Origin of the sequence: Pseudomonas sp. R32, assembly GCF_009866705.1 — a bacterium.
Classification (GTDB): domain Bacteria; phylum Pseudomonadota; class Gammaproteobacteria; order Pseudomonadales; family Pseudomonadaceae; genus Aquipseudomonas; species Aquipseudomonas donghuensis.
Genome location: NZ_CP019396.1, coordinates 5,461,355 through 5,485,234, shown reverse-complemented (window position 1 = coordinate 5,485,234; position 23,880 = coordinate 5,461,355). Strand labels below are relative to the sequence as shown.

The 23,880-nt window shown below is 63.3% G+C and carries 26 protein-coding genes and 1 pseudogene; 13 read left to right on the top strand and 14 right to left on the bottom strand.

The window, feature by feature from the left end; all coding sequences use genetic code 11:
* Positions 1 to 2 precede the first annotated feature (2 nt).
* The 4 genes from PspR32_RS25355 to PspR32_RS25340 form a co-directional block, all read right to left on the bottom strand.
* Positions 3 to 1,433: a mechanosensitive ion channel family protein gene (locus PspR32_RS25355; RefSeq protein ID WP_036994857.1), complete on the bottom strand. Its 1,431-nt coding sequence runs from the start codon at positions 1,431 to 1,433 to the stop codon at positions 3 to 5.
* Positions 1,434 to 1,488: 55 nt separating this feature from the next.
* On the bottom strand, positions 1,489 to 2,982 hold the full coding sequence (locus tag PspR32_RS25350) for a YifB family Mg chelatase-like AAA ATPase (protein WP_036994859.1): 1,494 nt from the start codon (positions 2,980 to 2,982) through the stop codon (positions 1,489 to 1,491).
* A 244-nt stretch (positions 2,983 to 3,226) separates the two neighbouring features.
* Positions 3,227 to 3,580: a gamma-glutamylcyclotransferase family protein gene (locus tag PspR32_RS25345; protein WP_036994870.1), complete on the bottom strand. Its 354-nt coding sequence runs from the start codon at positions 3,578 to 3,580 to the stop codon at positions 3,227 to 3,229.
* 7 nt (positions 3,581 to 3,587) lie between these two features.
* Complete coding sequence (locus tag PspR32_RS25340) at positions 3,588 to 3,851, bottom strand: accessory factor UbiK family protein (RefSeq protein WP_010221117.1); 264 nt, start codon at positions 3,849 to 3,851, stop codon at positions 3,588 to 3,590.
* Positions 3,852 to 4,180: 329 nt separating this feature from the next.
* Between PspR32_RS25340 and glnK the strand changes: the two genes are divergently transcribed.
* The 3 genes from glnK (at position 4,181) to sutA (ending at position 6,681) form a co-directional block, all read left to right on the top strand.
* The gene (glnK, locus tag PspR32_RS25335) at positions 4,181 to 4,519 is read left to right on the top strand and encodes a P-II family nitrogen regulator (protein ID WP_002555808.1); all 339 of its coding nucleotides are present in this window, start codon (positions 4,181 to 4,183) and stop codon (positions 4,517 to 4,519) included.
* A gap of 43 nt (positions 4,520 to 4,562) precedes the next feature.
* Entirely contained in the window at positions 4,563 to 5,894 is a 1,332-nt protein-coding gene (locus PspR32_RS25330) for an ammonium transporter (protein WP_036994872.1), read from the top strand.
* A 463-nt stretch (positions 5,895 to 6,357) separates the two neighbouring features.
* Positions 6,358 to 6,681, top strand: a complete 324-nt coding sequence (gene sutA, locus PspR32_RS25325) for a transcriptional regulator SutA (protein WP_010221119.1) — start codon at positions 6,358 to 6,360, stop codon at positions 6,679 to 6,681.
* 56 nt (positions 6,682 to 6,737) lie between these two features.
* Here sutA and PspR32_RS25320 read toward each other — a convergent pair whose 3' ends face one another.
* Genes PspR32_RS25320 through lptM form a run of 6 tightly spaced genes read right to left on the bottom strand, consistent with a single transcriptional unit; the run spans position 6,738 to position 11,309 of the window.
* Positions 6,738 to 7,433, bottom strand: coding sequence for an HAD family hydrolase (locus PspR32_RS25320; protein ID WP_036994874.1), 696 nt, complete (start codon positions 7,431 to 7,433; stop codon positions 6,738 to 6,740).
* The gene (xerC, locus tag PspR32_RS25315) at positions 7,430 to 8,329 is read right to left on the bottom strand and encodes a tyrosine recombinase XerC (protein ID WP_036994876.1); all 900 of its coding nucleotides are present in this window, start codon (positions 8,327 to 8,329) and stop codon (positions 7,430 to 7,432) included. The genes PspR32_RS25320 and xerC overlap by 4 nt, the downstream gene beginning before the upstream one ends.
* Positions 8,329 to 9,066: a DUF484 family protein gene (locus PspR32_RS25310; RefSeq protein WP_010221122.1), complete on the bottom strand. Its 738-nt coding sequence runs from the start codon at positions 9,064 to 9,066 to the stop codon at positions 8,329 to 8,331. The genes xerC and PspR32_RS25310 overlap by 1 nt, the downstream gene beginning before the upstream one ends.
* A 13-nt stretch (positions 9,067 to 9,079) precedes the next feature.
* A complete protein-coding gene (gene dapF, locus PspR32_RS25305) occupies positions 9,080 to 9,910 on the bottom strand; it encodes a diaminopimelate epimerase (protein WP_036994877.1) in 831 nt (276 codons plus the stop codon).
* Positions 9,911 to 9,914: 4 nt separating this feature from the next.
* Positions 9,915 to 11,162 carry a diaminopimelate decarboxylase gene (gene lysA / locus PspR32_RS25300; protein WP_010221124.1) on the bottom strand — a complete coding sequence of 416 codons (1,248 nt, stop codon included), beginning with the start codon at positions 11,160 to 11,162 and terminating at the stop codon, positions 9,915 to 9,917.
* 9 nt (positions 11,163 to 11,171) lie between these two features.
* Entirely contained in the window at positions 11,172 to 11,309 is a 138-nt protein-coding gene (gene lptM, locus PspR32_RS25295) for an LPS translocon maturation chaperone LptM (protein WP_010221125.1), read from the bottom strand.
* A 195-nt stretch (positions 11,310 to 11,504) separates the two neighbouring features.
* Between lptM and cyaY the strand changes: the two genes are divergently transcribed.
* From cyaY to rnk, 3 genes are all read left to right on the top strand, one after another.
* Positions 11,505 to 11,837, top strand: coding sequence for an iron donor protein CyaY (gene cyaY / locus PspR32_RS25290; protein ID WP_159389322.1), 333 nt, complete (start codon positions 11,505 to 11,507; stop codon positions 11,835 to 11,837).
* On the top strand, positions 11,837 to 12,058 hold the full coding sequence (locus PspR32_RS25285; protein ID WP_036994880.1) for a DUF1289 domain-containing protein: 222 nt from the start codon (positions 11,837 to 11,839) through the stop codon (positions 12,056 to 12,058). The genes cyaY and PspR32_RS25285 overlap by 1 nt, the downstream gene beginning before the upstream one ends.
* A gap of 133 nt (positions 12,059 to 12,191) precedes the next feature.
* The gene (gene rnk, locus PspR32_RS25280; protein ID WP_010221128.1) at positions 12,192 to 12,611 is read left to right on the top strand and encodes a nucleoside diphosphate kinase regulator; all 420 of its coding nucleotides are present in this window, start codon (positions 12,192 to 12,194) and stop codon (positions 12,609 to 12,611) included.
* A gap of 3 nt (positions 12,612 to 12,614) precedes the next feature.
* Here rnk and PspR32_RS25275 read toward each other — a convergent pair whose 3' ends face one another.
* The 3 genes from PspR32_RS25275 to PspR32_RS25265 all read right to left on the bottom strand — a co-directional run bounded on the left by PspR32_RS25275 (position 12,615) and on the right by PspR32_RS25265 (position 16,234).
* Positions 12,615 to 15,461 (bottom strand): class I adenylate cyclase, encoded by a 2,847-nt coding sequence (locus tag PspR32_RS25275; protein WP_010221129.1) that lies wholly within the window; start codon positions 15,459 to 15,461, stop codon positions 12,615 to 12,617.
* 158 nt (positions 15,462 to 15,619) lie between these two features.
* Positions 15,620 to 15,865, bottom strand: a complete 246-nt coding sequence (locus PspR32_RS25270) for a TIGR02647 family protein (protein ID WP_010221130.1) — start codon at positions 15,863 to 15,865, stop codon at positions 15,620 to 15,622.
* 84 nt (positions 15,866 to 15,949) lie between these two features.
* Positions 15,950 to 16,234 (bottom strand): hypothetical protein, encoded by a 285-nt coding sequence (locus PspR32_RS25265; protein ID WP_010221131.1) that lies wholly within the window; start codon positions 16,232 to 16,234, stop codon positions 15,950 to 15,952.
* Positions 16,235 to 16,380: 146 nt separating this feature from the next.
* Between PspR32_RS25265 and PspR32_RS25260 the strand changes: the two genes are divergently transcribed.
* Positions 16,381 to 17,043, top strand: coding sequence for a glutathione S-transferase family protein (locus PspR32_RS25260; protein ID WP_036994881.1), 663 nt, complete (start codon positions 16,381 to 16,383; stop codon positions 17,041 to 17,043).
* Positions 17,044 to 17,098: 55 nt separating this feature from the next.
* Here the strand turns inward: PspR32_RS25260 and argH are convergent, their stop codons facing one another.
* Positions 17,099 to 18,493: an argininosuccinate lyase gene (gene argH, locus PspR32_RS25255; RefSeq protein ID WP_159389321.1), complete on the bottom strand. Its 1,395-nt coding sequence runs from the start codon at positions 18,491 to 18,493 to the stop codon at positions 17,099 to 17,101.
* Positions 18,494 to 18,713: 220 nt separating this feature from the next.
* Between argH and PspR32_RS25250 the strand changes: the two are divergent.
* The 6 genes and pseudogenes from PspR32_RS25250 to PspR32_RS25225 all read left to right on the top strand — a co-directional run.
* Positions 18,714 to 18,821: pseudogene (locus PspR32_RS25250) on the top strand (sensor histidine kinase); the annotation flags it as partial.
* Positions 18,818 to 19,564 carry a LytR/AlgR family response regulator transcription factor gene (locus tag PspR32_RS25245; protein WP_010221134.1) on the top strand — a complete coding sequence of 249 codons (747 nt, stop codon included), beginning with the start codon at positions 18,818 to 18,820 and terminating at the stop codon, positions 19,562 to 19,564. The pseudogene PspR32_RS25250 and the gene PspR32_RS25245, both read left to right, overlap by 4 nt.
* Before the next feature lie 121 nt (positions 19,565 to 19,685).
* Positions 19,686 to 20,627 carry a hydroxymethylbilane synthase gene (gene hemC, locus PspR32_RS25240; protein ID WP_010221135.1) on the top strand — a complete coding sequence of 314 codons (942 nt, stop codon included), beginning with the start codon at positions 19,686 to 19,688 and terminating at the stop codon, positions 20,625 to 20,627.
* Entirely contained in the window at positions 20,624 to 21,391 is a 768-nt protein-coding gene (locus PspR32_RS25235; protein ID WP_010221136.1) for a uroporphyrinogen-III synthase, read from the top strand. Before hemC ends, PspR32_RS25235 begins: the two co-directional genes overlap by 4 nt.
* 46 nt (positions 21,392 to 21,437) lie before the next feature.
* Positions 21,438 to 22,529 carry a uroporphyrinogen-III C-methyltransferase gene (locus tag PspR32_RS25230; RefSeq protein ID WP_010221137.1) on the top strand — a complete coding sequence of 364 codons (1,092 nt, stop codon included), beginning with the start codon at positions 21,438 to 21,440 and terminating at the stop codon, positions 22,527 to 22,529.
* Positions 22,526 to 23,764, top strand: a complete 1,239-nt coding sequence (locus tag PspR32_RS25225; protein WP_010221138.1) for a heme biosynthesis protein HemY — start codon at positions 22,526 to 22,528, stop codon at positions 23,762 to 23,764. The genes PspR32_RS25230 and PspR32_RS25225 overlap by 4 nt, the downstream gene beginning before the upstream one ends.
* Positions 23,765 to 23,880 lie beyond the last annotated feature (116 nt).

Genomic DNA, 23,880 nt, shown 5'->3' with positions numbered 1-23,880 from the left:
GGCTACTTGTGCAGCCAGCTGAGAAAACCGCCTTTCTTGATGGCGGCAGGCTTTTGCTCCAGCAGTGACTGGCGGGTTTGCTGGCGGATGCGTTGCAACTTGATCAGTGCGGTCTTGACCTCGGTGCGTTGCTCCAGGCAGCTGCGCACTTCGTCCTTGTCGATGCGGTAGAGAATGCAGCTGGTCAGGGTGCGGAACTCGGCAGTGGAATCTTCCGCTTCCAGCAGGCCTTCCACTCCCAAAACCTCGCCCGGGCCCATGCGCCCGGCTTCGAGCTGCTTGTCGCCATCACGAATGCCGACAGACACCACCCCGGTGCCAATCACCAGCAGGTAATCCGAGCTGTCGCCGACGCCGAGGATCACCTGGTCGGCCAGGTATTCCACGGCGGTCATGCGCTGGCTGAGGTTGTCTTTTTCCTCGTTACTGAGCGAACGGAAGATTCGCACGTCTTCGAGCAGGGCGCGCTGGCGGTTCCACACCTGGCCTTGCTGGGTGTCGCTGTTCCACACCACGCCGGCGGCTTCCAGGTGGCGGTGGGCGAGGTCGAACATATGGTTGCGCACCTCGGTCTTCTGGCTCATGGAGCCGACAAAACCGCTGGCCTCGTACTCCACCGACTCCAGGCTTGAACTCTTGATCGTGGCTTTCGGTGCCGGGCTGGTCAGTAAAGTACGTGTGCCCTGCAGGGTTTTCTCCAGCGCATCGAGCACCCGTCGCGGGCGCACCTTGGCCGGCACCACGACGCTGATGGAGACGCCGTGTACATCGCTGGGCTGGCTGAAATTGAGCAGCTTGGCCTTGGCCGCCACCGAGTTGGGAATCACCGCCATGCTGCCGTTGCCGGTCAACAGGCGGGTGGCGCGCCAGTCGATCTCGATGACCTTGCCTTCGGTGCCGTCAATGCTAATCGAGTCGCCGATCTGGTAGGGGCGGGTGGTGTTCAGCACAATGCCGGAGAACACATCGCTCAGCGTGCTTTGTAGCGCCAGGCCGATGACGATCGCCATCACCCCCGAGGTTGCCAGCAGGCCCTTGACCGGCAGCTGCAGCACGTAGGCCGCTGCGGCGACAATGGCCACCAGGAAAATCACCGCCCCCAGCACATCCTGCAGCAACCGCCCGGTGTGACCGCTACGGGCCACCAGCACCAGGCCGATCACTACCGTGGCGGTACGCGCCGCAAACAGCCACCAGGCGATCCCCAACACCGTTGCCAACAGATTGCGCGGCACATCCTCGACCCAGGGCGCAGGTTGCAGCGGGCTGACCCCGGCGCTGATCAACACCCAGGTAAACAGCGAAAACGCCAGCAAGCGCGCACCGATGCGCCAAGGGCGGCGATTGGCGGGTATCAGTTGCCAGAGCGTGAGGTCGAACACGATCAGGGTAATGCCGAGCAACAGCGGGTAACTCTGGACGAATGCGAACATACCGGTCTCGGTGCGGTGGGCTGTTGCCAAGTTAAGAGCAGAATGCGGGCAATTACTACTGGTTGCTGGGGCGATAGTGCAGCGCTTCAGCCAGATGCTCGCGGCCAATGCTTTCCACCTGTTCCAGGTCAGCCAAAGTGCGCGCCACCTTGAGCAGACGGTGGGCGGCGCGCAGCGACAGGGTCAGGCGTTCGCAGGCGCTTTCCAGCCAGGTCTGGTCGGCTGTGGATAACCCGCAGTACTGGCGCAGGCCGGGCAGGTCGAGGAAGGCGTTGGCGCAGCCCTGGCGTTGTTGCTGGATGTCGCGGGCGGCGGCGACTTGCGCGGCAATGGTGGCGCTGCTTTCGCCGTGGCGGCTGTTGGGGGAGAGTGCCGTGGCTTCGCGGGCGACGGTCAGGTGCAGGTCGATACGGTCGAGCAAGGGGCCGGAGAGTTTGTTGCGGTAGCGCTGGATCTGTTCGCTGCTGCAGCGGCAACGGCCAGTGGGGTCGCCAAGATATCCACAGGGGCAGGGGTTCATGGCGGCGACCAGCTGGAAGCGCGCCGGAAAGCGGATCTTGTCCTTGGCCCGGGCGATGACGATTTCGCCGGATTCCAGCGGTTCGCGCAGCACTTCCAGTACCCGCCGCTCGAACTCTGGCAGCTCATCGAGAAACAGCACGCCGTGGTGGGCCAGGGTGATTTCCCCGGGCTGCGGTCGGCTGCCACCGCCGACCAGCGCAGCACCGGAGGCCGAGTGATGCGGATGACGAAACGGACGCTGCGGCCAGCTGCTCAGTGGTACATGGCTGGCCACCGACTGGATCGCTGCCACCTCCAGTGCCTCGCGTTCATCCAGCGGTGGCAACAGGCCGGGCAGGCGGCTGGCGAGCAGGGTCTTGCCGGTGCCGGGAGGGCCGCTGAACAGCAGGTTGTGTGCGCCTGCGGCGGCAACCAGTAGCGCGCGCTTGGCGGCTTGCTGGCCTTGCACTTCGTTGAGGTCGGGGTAGGGGCGAATCTGCAGCAGCAAACCGTTGGCAGCGTAAGGGTTGAGCGGGGTCTGGCCGTTGAAGTGGGCGACCAGTTCCAACAGATGGCTGACTGCGAACACCACCAGCCCCGATGCCAGGCAGGCTTCCTCGGCATTTTCCTGCGGTACCACCAGGGCTCGGCCGGCTTCCCGTGCGGCCAATGCGGCGGGTAATACGCCTTGAACCGAGCGGATCGCTCCGGACAGCGCCAGTTCACCCAGGCACTCCACTTCGCCAAGCGCTGCAATCGGGAATTGGCCGTTGGCGGCGAGAATCCCCAGGGCAATTGCAAGGTCGAAGCGTCCGCCATCCTTGGGCAAGTCGGCTGGCGCGAGGTTGAGAGTAATGCGCCGGGCGGGGAATTCCAGGCCGGAATTGAGGATCGCGCTGCGCACCCGATCCTTGCTTTCCTTCACGGTCGCTTCCGGCAGGCCAACCAGGGTCAGCGCCGGCAAACCATTGGCCAGATGCGCTTCAACACTGACTGCCGGGGCCGAAACACCGACCTGGGCACGGCTGTGGACAAGGGCGAGGGACATGAACGCTCCATGATCTAGACGAGGCCGCGTCCTGCGGCTCTGCAAGCGTAGTGGGGTGGAGCGGATCGGGGCGGGGAAGAGTGAGTCAGGTTTTTACCGGCGTGTTTTTGCGAGCGCTTTGCGCTCGATCGCTGGCAAGGCCAGCTCCCACAGGTCCGGCGTACACAGCCCCCTTGTGGGAGCGGCGGTGCGACGACTCGACTTGACCCGCGATGAGGCCTGCTCAGCCAGCCACGCTATGAGTTCAGGCGCGCACGTAAACCCAGGCCGTCAGGCCAGAGGCCAGGGTCACGGCGACCCGCTTGTAGTCGGCCACTTCATAGGCGTCCGCCGCCGCAAGTTCCGCTTCGCTGATCTGCAAGACCATGCCGGCCACGCAGTCGTTTGCATTGCTGCTGGGGGTGACGATCGGGTGGTGGGTCTTGCCGCTGGTGGCCAGGACTTGCGGGTCGGTGATTTCCACCCAGGCCTGGCTGTAACCGAGCATCTGATCAGCCTGGCCGACCAGTTCGCGGCCGAAGTTGGCCAGTTGCACAGCTTTGTCCTGCAGGGTGCCGTAGGAGAACAACAGCACCGGGTACTCGGCAGATGGTGTCATCGCAGGCTCACTCCGCAGCAGGCGGGTTCAGGCGTGCTTCCATTTCCGCGACCTTGGCTTCGAGCGCTTCAAGGCGGGCACGGGTGCGGGCCAGGACGACCATCTGGCTGTCGAATTCTTCCCGGCTGACCAGTTCCAGTTTGCTGAAGCCGCTTTGCAGCAGGGCTTTGAACTGGCTTTCGATTTCGCTGCGAGGCTGCGAGGTGTCGCCGCTGAACAGGCGCGAGGCCTGGTCGCTCAGGGCATCAAGAAAGGCTTTGGGCGCGAGCATGTTCGGCTGTCCACAGTATGCAATGGGGCGCCAGTGTAACACGCAGTATTCGCGCCCCAATGCTGCACGCTTTTCGCGCATGGCGGCGAAACGCCGCGCACCGTTGTTGTGCATCAAAACGGTGCTGGCGACTGGCCAAGTCGGGCCGGGTAACGTAAGCCCCTGTAATTCTGGGCTTTAACCAATCTGGCAAGCTTTCTGCTAAGACCTTCATGACCCATGCACTGATGCAGTCACCATGACGACGCGTTACAAAGCCAGGCACTGCGCTTAGACTTGAGTCGGGTTTGTTTTCCTGGGGCAAGTCCACCAATTCGGGAGAGAGTTTCATGAAGCTAGTCACTGCCATCATCAAGCCGTTCAAGTTGGACGACGTGCGCGAGTCGTTGTCCGAAATCGGCGTGCAGGGCATCACTGTCACTGAAGTCAAAGGTTTCGGCCGGCAGAAAGGTCACACCGAGCTGTATCGCGGCGCTGAATATGTGGTCGATTTCCTGCCCAAGGTGAAGATCGACGTTGCTATCGACGACAAGGATCTGGACCGGGTCATCGAGGCGATCACCAAGGCGGCCAACACCGGCAAGATCGGTGACGGCAAGATTTTCGTGGTCAATCTGGAGCAGGCGATTCGCATCCGTACCGGCGAAACCGATACCGACGCGATCTAACAAAAAAGCCTCACCAAACCCCAACGCCCCAGGAGATAACAATATGACTCTGCGTCAGTTCGCAGGGCTAGGAGCCCTTTTGTCCCTCGTAATGCCCGGCCTGGCCATGGCAGAGGAGGCAGCCCCCGTGCTCAACTCCGGCGACACCGCCTGGATGTTGACCGCCACAGCCCTGGTGCTGTTCATGACCATCCCTGGTCTGGCCCTGTTCTACGGCGGTATGGTGCGTTCCAAGAACGTGCTGTCGGTGATGATGCAGTGCTTTGCGATCACCGGCCTGATCAGCGTTCTGTGGGTGGTTTACGGCTATAGCCTGGCGTTCGATACCACGGGTATGGAGCAAGGCGTAGTCAACTTCAATTCCTTCGTTGGTGGTCTGTCCAAGGCGTTCCTTGCCGGCGTGACTCCGGCGAGCCTGACCTCTTCGGCGGCGCTGTTCCCTGAAGCGGTATTCATCACCTTCCAGATGACCTTCGCGATCATCACCCCGGCGCTGATCGTCGGAGCCTTTGCCGAGCGCATGAAGTTCTCGGCGATGCTGATCTTCATGGCCATCTGGTTCACCCTGGTCTATGCGCCGATCGCCCACATGGTCTGGAGCGGTAACGGCGGCCTGATGTGGGACTGGGGCGTGCTCGACTTTGCCGGCGGCACCGTGGTGCACATCAACGCCGGTATCGCCGGCCTGGTGGCCTGCCTGGTGCTGGGCAAGCGCAAGGGCTTCCCGACCACGCCGATGGCCCCGCACAACCTCGGTTACACGCTGATGGGCGCAGCCATGCTGTGGATCGGCTGGTTCGGCTTCAACGCAGGCTCCGCCGCCGCCGCCAACGGCACCGCCGGCATGGCCATGCTGGTCACCCAGATCGCTACCGCGGCAGCGGCACTGGGCTGGATGTTCGCCGAGTGGCTGACCCACGGTAAGCCCAGCGCACTGGGTATCGCCTCGGGCGTGGTAGCCGGTCTCGTGGCCATCACCCCGGCTGCCGGCACCGTCGGGCCGATGGGCGCCCTGGTGATCGGCCTGGTGGCGGGCGTGATCTGCTACTTCTGCGCCACCAGCCTCAAGCGCAAGCTCGGCTATGACGACTCGCTGGACGCCTTCGGCGTGCACGGCATCGGCGGTATCGTCGGTGCAATCCTCACCGGCGTGTTCGCAGCCCCGGCACTGGGCGGCTTCGGCACCGTCGAAGACATCGGCGCGCAAGTCTGGATTCAGGCCAAGGGCGTCGGCTTTACCGTGATCTACACCGCGATCGTCACGTACGTGATTCTCAAGGTGCTGGATCTGGTCATGGGCCTGCGGGTCAACGAAGAAGAAGAGTCGGTCGGTCTCGACCTGGCGCAACACAACGAGCGCGGCTACAACCTGTAACGTCCTCGAAAAAATCTTGCCCGGCTTGCCGGGCATTTTTTTGCCCGGATTTTGCCCGTTCGTTCAAGCGCAAACGGTTTCTTGCCGAGCTTTGATGGCTGCATGTGGCGTGGGTAGAAAACTTACAGCGTTCAGTGAAATTTAGGCACTTTGCTTTTTCTCTGAGCACGCTAGAATGCGCGCCGAAGGGTGCTGACGAGCTGTCCGCAAACTTCCATACCCTTTGCTAGGCTTGCCAATAAGCGAGTCGATCACGCCAGGGTATGCCGGCGCGTTAACGCGCCCGCTCTTTATTTGTACAGACCTCGCCCGTGACGTGGGGTTTGCCCGGTTCTCGCCATTCGTTGTGGCGCAACCACGGCCTGCGGCCAGTCCGCGGACCTTGAATTTTTTCTGGCAGCTGTCGATTTTCGACGTTGCTGGTCTATAACTAATCTGCTTTTCGCAAGTCATGAGGTAGAACATGAGCGACGACGATCTGGAAAATGACGACCTCGAAGTAGGCGACGAAGACGAAACTGATGACGGTCTGGAAGCGGCAGCCGATGATGTGGCTGACGACAGCGGCGACGACAGCCCGGCTCCCGTAGCCAAAGGCAAGAAGTCGGCGGCGGTCTCGGTCGACGAGATGCCGAGCATGGAAGCCAAGCAGAAGGAGCGTGATGCCCTGGCCAAGGCCATGGAAGAGTTCCTTTCCCGTGGTGGCAAGGTGCAGGAAGTGGAGGCCAACGTGGTCGCCGATCCGCCCAAGAAGCCGGACAACAAGTACGGTAGCCGCCCTATCTGAGTGGTTCCGTCAGCAAGAAAGCCCGCCGTCGCTGCGGGCTTTTTTGTGTCTGCTGTTCAGCGCCAGCTGTTGAGCAGTTCCGGCAACTGCGACAGCCGCTGGATTTCCGCATCAGGGCGGTTCTCGGCTGCCCAGGCCTTGCCCTGGGGGTTGAACCAGATCGCCCGCAGGCCGGCGCGCTGGGCCCCGGCAATGTCATCGCCGGGGTGATCGCCGATGTGTACCGCCGCATCAGCGTCGACTTCGCCCTGGCGCAGGGCCTCGAGGAAGGGTTGCGGGTCGGGCTTGCCTATCCCTAGGTCTTCGGCGCACAGGGCAAACTTGAAGTAATCGGCCAGGCCCAGGCGGCGCACATCGGCGTTGCCGTTGGTGACCACGCCCAGCGTGTAGCTGTGACGCAGGATCTCCAGCACCGGCTGCACCTCGGGGAAGATGTCGATCTGGTGGCGGGCGTGGAGGAACACTTCGAAGCCTTCGTTGGCCAGCTCACGGGCCTTGTTCTCGCTGTAGCCGACCTCTTCCAGGGCGCGGAACAGCACGCGCCGGCGCAAGGCGCTGATGCGGTGCTTGAGCCCAGGCTCAGCCTGCACCAGGCGCTCACGGATGGCGTACAGGTGCTCCACGGGTACTGCGCCAAGGTCCGGCGCATTGGCGGCCAGCCAGTCGCGCAGGATGGCCTCGGCGCTGACGATCACCGGCGCGGTGTCCCACAGGGTGTCGTCGAGGTCGAAGGTGATCAGCTTGATGCTCATGAGTCACTGCCCTTACTGCGTTTGGCCCGGGGGTGGGCGCTGTCATACACGGCGGCCAGGTGCTGGAAGTCCAGGTGAGTGTAGATCTGCGTGGTGGCGATGTCGGCATGGCCGAGCATCTCTTGTACGGCGCGCAGGTCCTGGGACGATTCCAGCAGATGGCTGGCGAAGGAGTGTCGCAACATGTGCGGGTGCAGGTTCTGGCCCAGCTCGCGGGCGCCAGCGGCCTGTACTCGCAGCTGAATGGCCCGTGGGCCGAGGCGCCGGCCCTGCTGGCTGACGAACACCGCGCCGTCCTGCGGGCCGCTGCCGGCGCGCAGGGGCAGCCATTGCTCCAGTGCCTCGCGGGCCTTGCGGCCGACCGGCAGCACGCGGGTTTTGCTGCCCTTGCCATGCACCTGTACCAGGCCGTCTGGCAGGTCAAGCTGATCGAGATTGAGGCTGGTCAGCTCCGACAGGCGCAGGCCGGAGGAGTAGAACAGCTCGAGCATGGCCTGGTCGCGGCGGGCGAGAAATTCATCTTCGACCGCGCCTTCCAGCAGTTGCAGGGCTCGGTCGGTGTCGAGGGTCTTGGGCAGGCGTCGCTCGCCCTTGGGCGCCGACAGGCCGTTGGCCGGATCGTGGCTGCAATGGCCTTCGCGGTTGAGGTAGCGGTAGAAACCACGCACTGCCGAAAGCAGGCGGGCAAGGCTGCGTGAAGACTGGCCCTGGTGATGCTGGCGGGCGATCAGTTGGCGCAGATGCTGGATCTGTAGCGCGTTCCAGCTGTCGATGCCGCTCTTGGCGCAGAACGCCAGGACACTCTCCAGGTCGCGTCGGTAGGCCAGCTGGGTGTGTTCGGACACTTGGCGCTCGTTGCGCAAGTGCGCGCAGAAGGCCTCCAGCTGGCGCTCCACTAGCGCACCGGACGCAGGGTCTGGGTATGGCGCGGTACTACTCGGCCGAGCACTTCGGCGATGTAGCTGAGGAACAGGGTGCCGACTGTGCTCTTGTAATGCTGCGGGTCGCGGCTACCGATCGCCAGTACGCCGTGCAGGCCCTGATGATTGAGGGTGGCGACGGCGCTGGAGCCGACTTCCTTGCGCTGCTCTTCGCCGAACAGGAAGTCCAGCTCATGATCGCGCAGGTTACCGCTGACCGTCTTGCCGGCACACAACAGGCCGCCAATGGCTTGCTGGGCGTCGGCGCTGTTGACCCAGCGACCGACCGGCGCGGCGGTTTCACCGAACAGGATCAGGCTGACGAAGGGCACCTTGAACTCCTGGCGCAGGCTGTCTTCGACGGCCATGACCACGTTTTCCAGGCTGTCGGCATCGAGCAGGTCGAGGATCAGCCGGCGGGTCTTGTCGAACAGCCGGTCGTTGTCGCGGGCCACGTCCATCAGTTGCGAAAGGCGGTGACGCATCTCGATATTGCGGTCGCGCAGCAGCTTGAGCTGGCGCTCGACCAGCGACACGCTATCGCCACGCTGATGGGGGATGTGCAGCTCGCTGAGCAGCTCGTCGTGCTCGGCAAAGAACGTCGGGTTGTCGCGCAGGTAGGCAACCACGGCCTCAGCCCCGAGGGTGGGCGTCGAGCCCTCGGCACTAAGGTCGCAGGGCTGTTCGGCGGGAGCCTGGGGCTGATCGGTCATGGCTGGTACTCACTCATAGACGAACCTGTCCTTCAAACACGCGTACGGCGGGGCCGGTCATCAGCACCGGTGTGCCCGGGCCTGCCCATTCGATGGACAGGCGCCCACCCGGTAGGTCGATCAACAGCGGTGAGTCCATCCAGCCCTGGCTGATCGCCGCCACGGCTGCGGCGCAGGCGCCGGTTCCGCAGGCCTGGGTTTCGCCAGCGCCACGTTCCCACACCCGCAGTTGCGCGCGGTGGCGGTCGATGACCTGGATGAAGCCGACATTGACCCGCTGCGGGAAGCGCGGGTGATGTTCGATCTGCGGGCCCAGTTCGTGCACCGGTGCGGCGTTGATGTCGTCGACCCGCAGTACCGCATGGGGGTTGCCCATCGATGCGGCGAAGAGTTCCACGTTGCGCCCGGCGACCTCGAGCGGGTAGCTCAGGGCCTGGGCCGGCGCCTCGAACGGGATCTCGGCCGGCACCAGCCGCGGCGGGCCCATGTCGACGCTGATCTGCCCGTCGTTGCGCACGTCCAGCTCGATGATGCCGCCCTTGGTTTCGACGCGGATGCGTTTTTTCGCGGTCAGGCGCTTGTCCAGCACGAAGCGCGCAAAGCAGCGCGCACCGTTGCCGCACTGTTCGACCTCGGAGCCGTCGGCGTTGAAGATCCGGTAGCGGAAATCCACTTCCGGATTGCTTGGCGCCTCGACGATCAGCAGTTGGTCGAAGCCGATGCCGGTGTGGCGGTCGCCCCATTGCTTGGCGTGCTTGGGCAAAATGTGCGCATGCTGGCTGACCAGGTCGAGGACCATGAAGTCGTTGCCCAGCCCATGCATCTTGGTAAAACGCAGCAGCATGGGGTTACTCCGGCAGCAGGCTTTCGCCGGCGAACAACTCGGCCACGGTTTCGCGACGACGCACTTCGAAGGCCTGGTCACCATCGACCAGCACTTCGGCACAACGACCACGGGTGTTGTAGTTCGAGCTCATGACAAAACCATAGGCGCCCGCCGAGTGCACCGCCAGCAAATCGCCTTCGGCCAGGTTCAGTTCGCGCTCTTTGGCGAGGAAGTCGCCGGTTTCGCAGATCGGCCCGACGATGTCGTAGGTACGGCCTTCACCGGCACGCGGCTGCACGGCGGTGACGTTCATCCAGGCCTGGTACAGGGCTGGGCGGATCAGGTCGTTCATCGCCGCATCGACGATGGCGAAATCCTTGTGCTCGGTGTGCTTGAGGTACTCGACCTGGGTCAGCAGCACGCCGGCGTTGGCAACGATGTAGCGGCCCGGCTCGAACACCAGGGCCAGGTCTCGATCACCGACCCGCTCGCGGATGGCCTTGATGTAGTCGCCGGCCAGTGGCGGCTCTTCGTCGCGATAGCGCACGCCGACGCCGCCACCCAGGTCCAGGTGGCGCAGGAGGATGCCGCAGTCGCCGAGGCGGTCGATCAGCGCCAGCAGGCGGTCGAGGGCATCGAGGAAGGGTTCCAGGGTGGTCAGCTGCGAGCCGATATGGCAGTCGACGCCGACCACTTCCAGGTTTGGCAGCTGCGCGGCGCGGATGTACACCTCTTCGGCATCGGCGATGGCGATACCGAACTTGTTTTCTTTCAGGCCCGTGGAGATGTACGGGTGGGTGCCGGCATCGACGTCCGGGTTGACCCGCAACGAAACCGGCGCGCGTACGCCCATTTCGGCAGCCACGACCTGCAGGCGCTCGAGCTCGTCGGTGGATTCGACGTTGAAGCAGTGCACGCCGACTTCCAGGGCGCGGCGCATGTCTTCACGGGTCTTGCCGACGCCGGAGAACACCACGCGATCGGCCCGACCGCCAGCGGCCAGGACACGCTCCAGCTCACCGCCGGAAACGATGTCGAAACCTGCACCCAGGCGGGCCAGCAGGTTCAGCACGCCGAGGTTGGAGTTGGCCTTGACGGCGAAGCACACCAGGTGCGAAACACCCTCCAGGGCATCGGCGTAGCTACGGTACTGGGCCTCGATGTGGGCGCGCGAGTAGACGTAGGTCGGCGTGCCGAAACGTTCGGCGATGGCCGACAGGGCCACGCCTTCCGCGAACAGTTCACCGTCGCGGTAGTTGAAAGCGTCCATGGGTTACCCTTACTGGTGCTTGTGCGATTGCGACTTTTGACCGTCTTTGCTGTCGTCTGGCAGGTACAGTGGGCCCTTCTGGCCGCAGGCGGAGACGAGGCAGGCAACCGCGACGAGCGCCGCGAGGGTGGAGATCAGGCGCTTCATGGCGTAATCCTTTGTAATAAGCAGTATTGCGCCCGAGTATACCGAGCGCCCGGCCCCTTGCCTATGCAGGCAGCCCGCCGTCGGGCGGGGTGGTGGCTGCGCTGCCTGGCGCAGGTCGGTATCCTTTGCATTCGGCGCGCCGCGCTCGTATCTTGCCCGGCTTGCGTGTGTGCAGACATTTTTGAGGTTCTTGCAATGAGTTTGACCGAAGCGCGTTTTCACGACCTGGTCGACGCGACCCAACAGGCGCTGGAAGACCTGTTCGACGAGACGGACCTGGATCTGGACATGGAGAACTCGGCAGGGGTCCTGACCATCAAGTTCGACAACGGCAGCCAACTGATCTTCAGCCGCCAGGAGCCGCTGCGCCAGCTGTGGCTGGCGGACAAATCCGGTGGTTTCCACTTCGACTACGATGAGTCGAGCGGCAAGTGGACCTGCGAAAAGACCGAAGAGCTGCTCGGTGAGATGCTTGAGCGCATCGTCTGGGAGCGGATCGGTGAAAAGCTCGACTTCGACGAAATCTGATGAGCAGCGCGCCCAAGCCGGCCAAGCCGCTCTACAGCAATGTCAGCCCGGCGGTGCCGTCGCCGTGCATCAGCACCTGCCGGCTGGATGAGCACAAGGTCTGCATCGGCTGCTTTCGCCATGTCGAGGACATTCGCCAGTGGCGTGCGGCCGACGATGAGCAGCGCCGGCAGATCTGCCGCGAGGCGCTGGCGCGTCGACAGCTGGCCGGGTCGGCATAGACCCTGCGGGTATTGTGTATTTACTTGGCTGTGGTAGTGTCGAACCTGTTTCGGCTGTGCCGAATTCCTGCAAACCCCGCCCTTGGGCGGGGTTTTGCTTTATATCGCCCAGAAAAAGGAGTCTGACCGGATCATGAGCACCAAGCCTTCCATTATCGTCACCCGATTGGACGTACAGCGTCTCGAGCGTCTTATCGAAAGCCTCGATGAGAAGACGCAGGAGTCGCCGGGTGTGCTCGCCTTGCAGGACGAGCTGGACCGCGCCGAACAGGTCGGTCACGAGGAAGTTCCGGCCGGTGTCGTGACCATGAACTCCCGGGTTCATTGCCGCGAAGAAGCCAGCGGCAAGGACTACCACCTGACCCTGGTCTATCCCAAGGACGCCAACGCTGACGAAGGCAAGATCTCCATCCTCGCACCGATCGGCAGTGCACTGCTGGGCCTGTCGGTGGGCGAGAAGATCGACTGGCCGGCGCCGGGTGGCAAGACCCTCAAGCTCGAGCTGCTGGCAGTCGAGTACCAGCCAGAAGCGGCGGGCGACTTCGACCTCTGAGCCTTAAGCCTGCGCCAGGGCCTCGTTGAGCGCCCGCTCCAGTTCACCCTTGTAGCGCAGGTAGAGGATGCTTGAGCCAAGGCCGTCGGCCAGCAGGCCCGACAGGTCAAGGTCGGTGATATAGCAGCGGTAGCGCTCGGCCTCGCGGCGCTGATCGATGATCTCGCGGGCGACCACCGCATACAGTTGGTCGCCATGCTCGAGCTGGGAAAACTCCCGCTGATTGCAGTACAGCGTTACTTGTACGTCGTCGCTGGCGCCAGCTTGTAAAATTGCCTGCACTTCGTAGTACGGCCGGTCGATGGCCTTGACCTCGACCTGGCGCGCTTCCACCTGGCGGACCTTGCCAGGGCCTGACGGCAACAATTGGTAATAAAGAATATCCAGTGAGCCTTGGGCCTGCAGGCTGTCCAGGGGCAGCCGTGCTTCGCGGCGAAACACGATCGATTGCAAAAAGCGCTGCAGGGGCAGCAACAGGCTGTTTTCATCGTGGAACGGCAGGCGTTGCTGCCACAGGGCATTGTGCTCATCGAGCACGTAGACATCGGCGAAGGCCTCTTGCACCCGATAGAACAGCTGGATGCATTGTGGTTGGCCCAAGGGTAGTACCTGCGCCAGGTCCAGCTCCTGCAGGGCGTTGGCGTCCAGGTGCAGGGGGCTGTAATCGCTGCGTTCTTCGCCGAGGTAGCGCAGTACTGCGTCCTGATCGTCGAGGGTCACCAGGTTCACGGCGCCAGGGTGCAGCTCCAGCACATGGGTGTGCTGCTCAACCTGCAACAGGTAGCGATGGTTGAGGTTCTGCGCCAGCAGCCCCTGGGTGGTGGCGAATACGTCTTCGACCCGCAGGGCAATGGCCTGGGCACGGTTGTGGCAGAAGCAGCGCACCCGCAGCCGAGGGATGTGCTCGCTGCCCAGACCATTGAGGTAATCACGCAGGCAGCGCAACAGCGCATGTCCGCCGTCGTAGCGGTGCACCTGCACTTCGTTCCAGCTGTTGAGCGTGACCTGGTCGAGGGTCAGCACCAGGTTTTCGCGCACCCCGGCATAGCTCAGCGAGTCGGTGCGTTCGGTGGTCATCAGGATGTTCAGGTCGCGGTGGTGTTGCAGCGGGTCGACGCCGACGTTGACCAACAGCAGGATCTCGTCGGCCACACTGGGCTGCAGCAGGCGCTGTTCGCTGACCAGCGACAACGGCAGGGCGACGCTCTGTTGCAGGCTGCCGAGCAGGTTGAACAGCTCGTACTCGCTGAGGTCGCTGCTGCCCGGGTGCAGGGCCAGGCGCGTGCTGCTGTCGATCACGCCGTTGCGGTGGGCCCAGGTCAGCAGCTCAAGCAGCTCGCGGCAACGCTTGATCGGAGCAAAATGCTCCCACTCGTGTACGCCCAGGTTGCCGTTGTACAGGCCCCAGTGGTGTTGCCCGGGCTCCTTGCGGTTGGGTGACTGGACCAGGGTCAGGGTATCTTCGGCCAAGTCCGGGGCGATTCCCGGGTTGATGAACTCGACCTTGCCGGCGCGCCGTTCGAAAGCGGCATACAGGCGCCGGCCGAGCACGCTGAGGTCGCGCTGGTCGATGCGGCTGATGGCGTTCTGGCTGCGGGCAAACTGGCAGAGGAAGCGGTAGCTGTAGTTCAGCTCGGCCACCAGCTCGCGGCGCTCGAGCGCCACCTGGCGGACTTTCCACTGGCTGCGGCTGTCGAGCAGCGTCAGTTGACGCTCGTCCCAGCCCCATTCCCGGCTCAGCCGTTGCAGTAGCTCGCGCTGCCAACTGGTGCTGCGCGAGCGGGCCAGGCCGCTGAGCTTCTTGTTGACCTTCAGGTACAGGCTGCGCCGCACCAGCTCCAGCCGCTCACGTTCGCCCCGGCCTTGCAGGTACTGCTCGATGCGCCGGTAGACCATCATGTAGGGGTCGAGCTCGTCGAGGTCGAGGTGATTGCTGAACACCGCCTGCTTGAACTGCAGGCTCAGGCACTGCACCTGTGGGTGTTCACTGGCATAGACCTCGGTCAGCAGCAGCTTGAGCACCGACTTGTAGGGCGATTCGATGCCCTTGAACAGCTGCCAGAGCCCGGCGCCGACGAACTCGCCTGGCGGGATGTGCGCCAGGTGGCCGAGGTCGAGGTTGTCTTCGGCACGCACGAAGCGTTTGCACAGCAGGGTCTCGATGTATTGCCGGTAGCGTGTTTCTTCGTAGACCGGTACCAGCCACCACAAGGGCGTGCGCCCGGCGAGCCAGATGGCGGTGCGGTAGAACTCGTCGAGCAGCAGGTAATGCTGGGTGGTGCCGCAGTCGTCGGAACTGAGCTGGCCGTCACGTTCGCCCTGGACGAAGCTCTGCGGCTCGATCAAGAACAGGTGGGCCTCGGCGCCCTGGCTGGCCGCCCAGATTTCCAGCAACAGGCACTTCTTGCGCAGCTCCGCCAGCTCGCTTTCGCTGAGGTCGGCGGCGTGGCAGACCCAGACGTCCATGTCGCTTTGCTCGGCCTGGGCCAGGGTGCCCAGGCTGCCCATCAGGTACAGCCCGTGAATCGGCTGGGGCGGGTTGCCGCGCCGGGCCTTGTACGAGAACGAGCGGGTCAGGCGCTGGGCTTCGGCCAGCAGTGGGGCATCAGGCTCGAAATTGGCGACGCCCGCCGGTGTGTTGCCGGATACATAACCGGGCAGCAGCGGGTGATTGACGTGCAAGAACAGCGGCAGCAGGGTCAGCACCTGCTGTTGCCGGCTAGACAGCCCGTCCATGGCCCGCCCCAGGCGCCCCTGGTTGAGCGTCAGAAAACGTTGGCGCAGCTGGCTGAGCACCTTGCGGTCAATGCCCTGATCGAGGTCGGGGCGAATTTCGTGGGGGTGGTTCATGGCGAGCTGAAACCGGCCGTCTAGGGAGCAATGGCGAGTTTAAGCTATTTTAATTTTGACGCCATTTTATTAGCGATGGTGTGGAGGCGACCGATAGCAAGGCCAGCCCCCACTGTGGGAGCCGGCGTTGCCGGCGATGGACTGCAAGGCAGTCCCGATCAGGCAGGTTCGCCGACATTCAGAATGTTCAGCAACACCTGCACGTTCTCGGCAGCATCGTGACCAAGGCTGGTCAGGTAACCGCCATCGGGCTGGTCAGTGAGCTTTTTCTCGTACAGACGACGCGCTGCAGCGATTACCTCCTTGGAGGCAGTGTTATGAACCTTGATACCTTCCTGGCTGCTATCCAGGTTGAACAAGGCAAGGACTTCCAGCTCGGCAATCAGTTCGGGGGTAAACGACATAGAGACTCCGACTTCCAGACAAGGAGGGCAGCACCGTCGCCGGTGCCTGGTTTTGCAGTGTAGTCAGGGAAATCCTGCTTTGCTTCAGACCTTTTCCGGCGGCAGCTCGGGCAGGGCGCGCAAGGCGGTTTCGTACCATTCGGTGTTGAACGCGCGGTCGTCTTCGAGCATCGCGTCAATCTCGTAGGCCAGCACATGGGCCATGAGGTTGAGGATATCTTCACGCTCGTAACCCACCAGGGTCAACTTGTTGAACGTGGCTTTGGCCGCCGGCGGGTTGTCGCTTTCGATCTGGTTCTCGATCGCTTCGATCAGGGTCGACTCGGCGAACTCTTCTTCGTCGTTGTCGATATCGGTTGGTTCGCTCATGGGCGCTTTCCTCTTTTGGGGTGCCCAGTTTGCCACGAGCCGGGCACCGATGCCTTGCTATCGACAAACTCCATGATGCTGGTCAGTACCCGGCACTTGGGTCTATAACAACCCGGCCAACCCCTTTACGGCCTGGAGGCTGTTTCATGCTCAAGCTTCATGGATTTTCGGTCAGCAACTACTACAACATGGCCAAACTGGCGCTGCTGGAAAAGGGCGTGCCGTTTGAAGAAGTGCTGTTTTTCGGCGGCCAGAGCCCCGAAGCGCTGAAGCTCAGCCCGCGCGGCAAGGTGCCGGTGCTGGAGACCGAAGAGGGCTTTATCAGCGAAACCAACCTGATCCTCGACTACATCGAGCGGACCCAGCCGGGCAAGGCGCTATTGCCTGAAGGGGTTTTTGCCCAGGCCAAGGTGCACGAGCTGGCCAAGGAGATCGAGCTGTACATCGAGCTGCCTGCCCGCGCCTGCTATCCCGAAGCATTTTTCGGCGCACGGGTCGATGACGCCATCAAGGCCAAGGCCAAGGCCGAATTGCTGGCCGGTATCGCCACCCTCAAGCGCAATGGCAAGTTCAGCCCATTTGTGGCCGGCGACAGCCTGACCCTCGCCGACATGCTGTTCTGCTTTAGCGTCGACCTGGCCTATGCCGTGGGCAAGAAGGTCTTCGCCATCGACGTGCTGGAAGACTTCCCGCAAGCGCGTGAGCTGTTGGAGCGTTTCAAGCACAACCCGAACGTGCAGAAAATTGCCGCCGACAAGGAAGCGCAGATGCCTGCTTTCCTGGAGATGGTGCGCTCAAGCAAGCCTTGAAGGCCAAGTGCTGCCACCCAGTCAGAACTGGCCGGGCAGCAGCACGCGACAGGGCTTAGCGCGCGGCGAGCAGCGCCTTGCCGCGGGCTACGGCAGCGCGTACTTGCGCAGGCGCAGTACCGCCGATGTGGTCACGGGCGTTGACTGACCCTTCGAGGGTCAGGACGGCGAACACGTCCTGTTCGATCTGGTCGCTGAACTGGCGCAGCTCGTCCAGGCTCATTTCCGCCAGGTCCTTGCCGGTATCGACACCGTACTTCACCGCATGGCCGACGATTTCATGGCAATCACGGAACGGCAGGCCACGGCGTACCAGGTAGTCGGCCAGGTCGGTGGCGGTGCTGAAGCCGCGCAGGGCCGCTTCGCGCATGATGGCGTGGCGTGGCTTGATCGCCGGGATCATGTCGGCAAAGGCGCGCAGCGAGTCGCGCAGGGTGTCGGCGGCGTCGAACAGCGGCTCCTTGTCTTCCTGGTTGTCCTTGTTGTAAGCCAGGGGTTGGCCTTTCATCAGGGTCAGCAGGCCGGTGAGGGCGCCGAACACACGGCCGGTCTTGCCGCGTACCAGCTCCGGCACGTCCGGGTTCTTTTTCTGCGGCATGATCGAACTGCCGGTGCAGAAGCGATCAGGCAGGTCGATGAACTGGAACTGGGCGCTGGTCCACAGCACCAACTCTTCGGAGAAGCGCGACAGGTGCATCATCGCCACGCTGGCGGCCGCGCAGAATTCAATGGCGAAGTCGCGATCAGAGACACCGTCGAGCGAGTTGCCGGCTACTGCTTCGAAGCCCAGCAGCTGGCAGGTCAGTTCGCGGTCGATCGGGTAGGTGGTGCCGGCCAGTGCGGCGCTGCCCAGGGGCATGCGGTTGGTGCGCTTGCGGCAGTCGACCAGGCGCTCGTAGTCGCGGCTGAGCATTTCGAACCAGGCCAGCAGGTGGTGGCCGAAGGTCACCGGCTGGGCGGTCTGCAGGTGGGTGAAGCCGGGCATGAGGGTTTCGGCTTCGCGCTCGGCCTGCTCCAGCAGGCCCTGCTGCAGGCGGGTGATCTCGGCCAGGATCAGGTCGATTTCGTCACGCAGCCACAGGCGGATATCGGTTGCGACCTGATCGTTGCGGCTGCGGCCGGTGTGCAGCTTTTTACCGGTGATGCCGATGCGGTCGGTCAGGCGTGCCTCGATGTTCATGTGCACGTCTTCAAGGTCGACGCGCCAGTCGAAGTTGCCGGCCTCGATGTCGCCCTGGATGGTCTTCAGGCCGTCGATGATGGTGTCGCGCTCGGCGTCGGTGAGGACGCCGACCTTCGCCAGCATGGTGGCGTGGGCGATCGAACCCATGATGTCGTGGCGGTACAGGCGCTGGTCGAAATTGACGGAGGCGGTGAAGCGGGCGACGAAGGCGTCGACGGGCTCACTGAAGCGGCCGCCCCAGGACTGATTGGTCTTGTCGGTGCTCATGGATTCACTCGTTGAAGGCGTGAACGGAAAAAGTGCTGCCGATCATAGCAGGATTGGCGGCCCTGCCGGAGTGCGGCGGTCGGCGTAAATGCGGGTTTATGTCGCAGCACAGGCCCGCGACAGCGCGCTTGCAACAGGATATTTATCGATTGAACGGCAGTGTTGCGGCAACCGTCTACAGTTGGACAGAGGCTCGGCATGTTTCCTGCCGGGCCAGTGAATCTTTAGCCATCGTGCGAGTCTGAGCGTGGATCGCCGTGACGGTCGTCACCTCACCTGTCTACGCTATCCTTGTGCGAGACTCACGCAGGAATCCAGCGCAATATGAATGTCCTGATCGTTGATGACGAACCCCAAGCCCGGGAACGCCTGAGCCGACTGCTCGGCGAACTGGAGGGCTATACTGTGCTGGAGCCCAGCGCCACCAATGGCGAAGAGGCTCTGGCCCTGATTGACAGCCTCAAGCCCGAGGTCGTCCTGCTCGACATCCGCATGCCGGGGCTCGATGGCCTGCAGGTCGCTGCGCGGCTGTGCGAGCGCGAAGCACCGCCTGCAGTGGTGTTTTGTACCGGTGACCATGAGTTCACCGTCGAATCGTTCAAGGACAGCACCTTGGGCTATGTGCTCAAGCCGGTGCAGCCCGATAGCCTGCGTGACGCCTTGAAAAGGGCCGAACGCCCCAACCGCGTGCAGTTGGCGGCGCTGACCCGGCCGGCGGCCGAGAGTGGCAGCGGGCCGCGCAGCCATATCAGTGCCCGCACGCGCAAAGGCATTGAATTGATCCCCCTCGACCAGGTGATCTATTTCATCGCCGATCATAAATACGTGACCCTGCGGCACGAATCTGGCGAAGTGCTGCTCGACGAGCCACTCAAGGCTCTGGAAGACGAGTTCGGCGAGCGTTTTGTCCGTATTCACCGTAACGCGCTGGTCGCCCGTAACCGCATCGAGCGCTTGCAACGCACGCCGCTTGGGCATTTCCAACTGTTTCTCAAGGGCCTCAATGGCGATGCCCTGATCGTCAGCCGCCGGCATGTGGCCGGTGTACGCAAGATGATGCAGCAACTGTAAGGGCGAGGACTATCGAGCAGTCGAGGGCCAGGGATGGTCGGCACCTAGCATGATTTAGATCTGCTAGCGGTCTGGACTGAGCTGTTATCATCGGGCGAATCTATCTCGTACGGATCGTTCCATGTCCACTCGCGAAATCCGCATTGCCACCCGCAAAAGTGCCCTGGCCCTGTGGCAGGCCGAATATGTCAAAGCCCGTCTGGAGCAGGCCCATCCTGGCCTGGTCGTGACCCTGGTGCCGATGGTCAGCCGTGGCGACAAGTTGCTCGACTCGCCGCTGTCGAAAATCGGCGGCAAGGGCCTGTTCGTCAAGGAACTGGAAACCGCGCTTCTGGAGAACCAGGCCGACATCGCCGTGCATTCGATGAAAGACGTGCCGATGGACTTCCCGGCAGGCCTGGGCCTGTTCTGCATCTGTGAACGCGAAGATCCGCGCGATGCCTTTGTTTCCAACACCTTTGACAGCCTCGAGGCGCTGCCGGCCGGCAGTATCGTCGGTACCTCCAGCCTGCGCCGCCAGGCCCAGTTGCTGAGCCGTCGCCCCGACCTCGAAATCCGCTTCTTGCGTGGCAACGTCAACACCCGCCTGGCCAAGCTCGATGCCGGTGAGTACGACGCCATCATCCTCGCCGCCGCCGGCCTGATCCGTCTGGGGTTTGAAGATCGCATCACCTCCAGTATCAGCGTTGACGACAGCCTGCCCGCAGGCGGCCAGGGCGCAGTGGGCATCGAGTGCCGCAGCGCCGACAGCGAAATCCACGCGCTGCTGGCTCCGTTGCATCACGTCGACACCGCTGACCGGGTTACTGCCGAGCGCGCCCTGAACAAGCACCTCAACGGTGGCTGCCAAGTACCGATTGCCTGTTATGCGGTGCTGGAAGGCGATCAGCTCTGGTTGCGCGGGCTGGTGGGCGAGCCCGCCGGTGGCAAGTTGCTCACCGCCCAGGCCCGCGCGCCGCGCAAGGATGCCGAAGCGCTTGGCATCAAGGTCGCCGAAGACCTGCTCGGGCAAGGTGCCGAAGAAATTCTCAAGGCGGTCTACGGCGAGGCCGGGCATCCGTGAGCCGCTGGCGCCTGCTGCTGACCCGGCCGGCAGAAGAATGCACGGCGCTGGCCCAGACGCTTGCCGAACAGGGGGTGTTCAGCAGCAGCCTGCCGTTGCTGGAAATCGAGCCGCTGGCGCTGACGCCAGCGCAGCTTGGCCAGGTGCAAACGCTCGATCAGTACTGCGCGGTGATTGTCGTCAGCAAGCCAGCTGCGCGCTTGGCTATAGAACAGCTGAATGTGCACTGGCCGCAGCCCCCCGCGCAGGCCTGGTTTACCGTCGGCGCAGCCACTGCGCAGATTCTTGACGACCATGGCCTCAATGTCAGTTATCCAGCCCAAGGCGACGACAGCGAAGCATTGCTGCAGCTGCCGGCGTTGAGCGAAGCGATCAGGCGCTCACAGCCACGGGTGTTGATCATCCGCGGCGAGGGGGGGCGTGAATTGCTCGCTGAGCGCTTGGCCGCATTGGGTGCCCGTGTCGATTACCTTGAGTTGTATCGCCGCTACTTGCCGCATTACCCTGAGGCCACCCTGGCCCGGCGTATTGCCGGGGAACGCCTGAATGGCCTGGTGGTCAGCAGTGGGCAGGGTTTTGAACACTTGCGCGAGCTGGCAGGTGCAGACTGGCCGCAGTTGGTGCAACTACCGTTGTTCGTGCCCAGCCCGCGGGTAGCGGAACTCGCCCGCGCCAGTGGCGCACAGAATGTAGTGGATTGCCGTGGTGCAAGCGCCGCGGCTTTGCTGGCAACATTGCAGGAAACTCCTGCACCAGCCCCCTAAGGCGCTAAGCTGATTGGCGACGTGCCGTAATGCAAAGGATGGATACGTGAGCGAAACTGTCTTGCCCAACGATGAACTGAAGGCCCCAGAGGCTCCTGCACAAACCCCCGTCGAACCGGCCAAGCGGTCCGGCAATGGTCTGGCAATCCTGGCCTTGCTGCTGGGCGCGGCAGGTGTCGCAGTTGGCGGGTGGGGCGTATGGCAGGTTCGCCAGCTCCAGAGCGCCGAGCAGGGCCAGGCACAGAACCTGCAGTCCCTGAGCGAGCAAACCCAGGCCCTGCAGCAGCGTGAACAGCAACTTTCTGCGCAGTTGGCCGTTCTGCCGCCCGCATCCGAACTGGAAGACCGTCGGCGTCTGGTCGCTCAACTGCAGGGTGACCAGCAACGCTTGAGCCAGCGCCTGGAGACCATCCTTGGCGCCAGCCGCAAGGACTGGCGCCTGGCCGAAGCCGAGCATCTGCTGCGCCTGGCCAGCCTGCGCTTGTCCGCCTTGCAGGACATCGTCAGCGCGCGTGAACTGGTCAAGGGCGCTGATGACATCCTCCGTGAACAGAGCGACCCGGGCTCCTTTGCCGCCCGTGAGCAACTGGCCAAGAGCCTGGCTACGCTCAACAGCGTCCAGCAGCCCGATCGCACCGGCTTGTTCCTGAAGCTCGCGGCCCAGCGTGAGCAAGTGCTGCAGCTCAGTGCCCAGACACCGGAATTCAACAGCGATGCCAATGCGCTGGGTGCCCTGACCGCCGATGGCGATGGCGCCAGTCGCTGGTCACAATGGTGGGCGGAGCTGTCCAAGTACTTCCAGATCGAATTTGACGCCGACGAAAACATCCGGCCATTGCTGGCGGGGCAGTCGCTCAACCAGTTGCGCCTAGCCCTGAGCCTGACCATCGAGCAAGCCCAGTGGGCCGCACTCAATGGCGAAGCCAAGGTGTACACCCAGGCCCTGGATGACGCCCGCAGTGTGCTGCTGGCCAACTTCAACGCCGACAACCCACAGAGCAAGGCCATGCTCGATAGCCTCAACGCGCTGGCTGAACAGCCGGTCGCGGTGGTGGTGCCGGACCTGGCGGACAGTATCAGTGCCGTTCAGGCCTACCTGGAGCGCCGGCACTTGCCGGTCGAGGAGGCCAAGCCATGAGGCGCGTTTACCTGCTGGCGGTGGTGGCGATTATCGTTGCTGCCGGGCTCGGGATCGCGATTGCCAAGCACAGCGGCTATGTGCAGATCGCCTACGGCAGCTTTCGCTATCAATCGGGCCTGTGGGCAGCGCTGGCGGCCCTGACCGCGATCATCCTGGCCGTGCTGCTGGTGCGCTACCTGGTCGGCCTGGTGCTGACATCCGGCGGGGTGGTCAACCCTTGGTCGCGGCGTAATCGCAGCCGTCGCACCCAACTGGCCATCGAGCAGGGCCAACTGGACCTCGCCGAGGGCCGCTGGGCCAGTGCCCAGCGTCACCTGCACCGGGCTGCCGAAGCCGAGCGTCAACCCTTGCTGTATTACCTCGGTGCCGCGCGTGCAGCCAACGAACTGGGCCGAACCGAAGACAGCGACAACTTGCTCGAGCGCGCCCTGGAGCGTCAGCCCGAGGCGGAGCTGGCCATCGCCCTGAGTCACGCCCAGTTGCAGATGGACCGTGGTGACAGCGATGCGGCCCTGATTACCCTGCAGGCCATGCAAGAGCGCCATCCGCATAACGTTCAGGTACTGCGCCTGTTGCAGCGCCTGTATCGCGAGCGTGGCGACTGGTCGGCGCTGATTCGCCTGCTGCCGGAGCTACGCAAGGACAAGGTGCTGCCGGTGAGTGAACTGGCCGAGTTGGAGCGCCGAGCCTGGGGTGAGAACCTGAGCCTGGCCGCCAGCCGTGAAGGCGATGAACAGACAGCTCGTCAATCCCTTGAGCGCGCCTGGCAGCAGCTTACCGCTGCGCAGCGCCAGGAGCCGCAGTTGGTGCTGGCCTATGCCGAGCAACTGCGCCAGCTGGGTGCAGAGAGCGAAGCCGAACAGGCCCTGCGCACGGCGCTCAAGCGCCAGTACGAAAGCCATCTGGCTCGGCTTTATGGGCTGGTGCGCGGTGGCGACCTGGCACGGCAGCTGCAAACCGCAGAAGGCTGGCTCAAGGAACATCCCGACGATCCCAGTCTGCTCCTGACCCTGGGCCGGCTAAGCCTGCAGAATCGCCTTTGGGGCAAAGCGCGGGATTATCTGGAAAGCAGCCTGCGGGTGCAGCGCAATCCCGAAGCCTGTGCCGAACTTGCCCGGTTGTTGGCCAGCTTGGGTGATGCCGAACGCAGCAATCAGCTATTCCAGGAAGGCCTGGGTATGCTTGATCAGCGGTTGCTGGCGTTGCCACTGCCTGAGGCTGTTCGAGCTTGATGTACCCATGGGCGCACCGCAAATCGCGCGCTCATGGGCTTGAGTCATCTTTCTGCGCCTTGCTGGTAAATTTTCCTGCAAATTGCTAAGCATTTTTCTTGCGGCACTCGGGATGC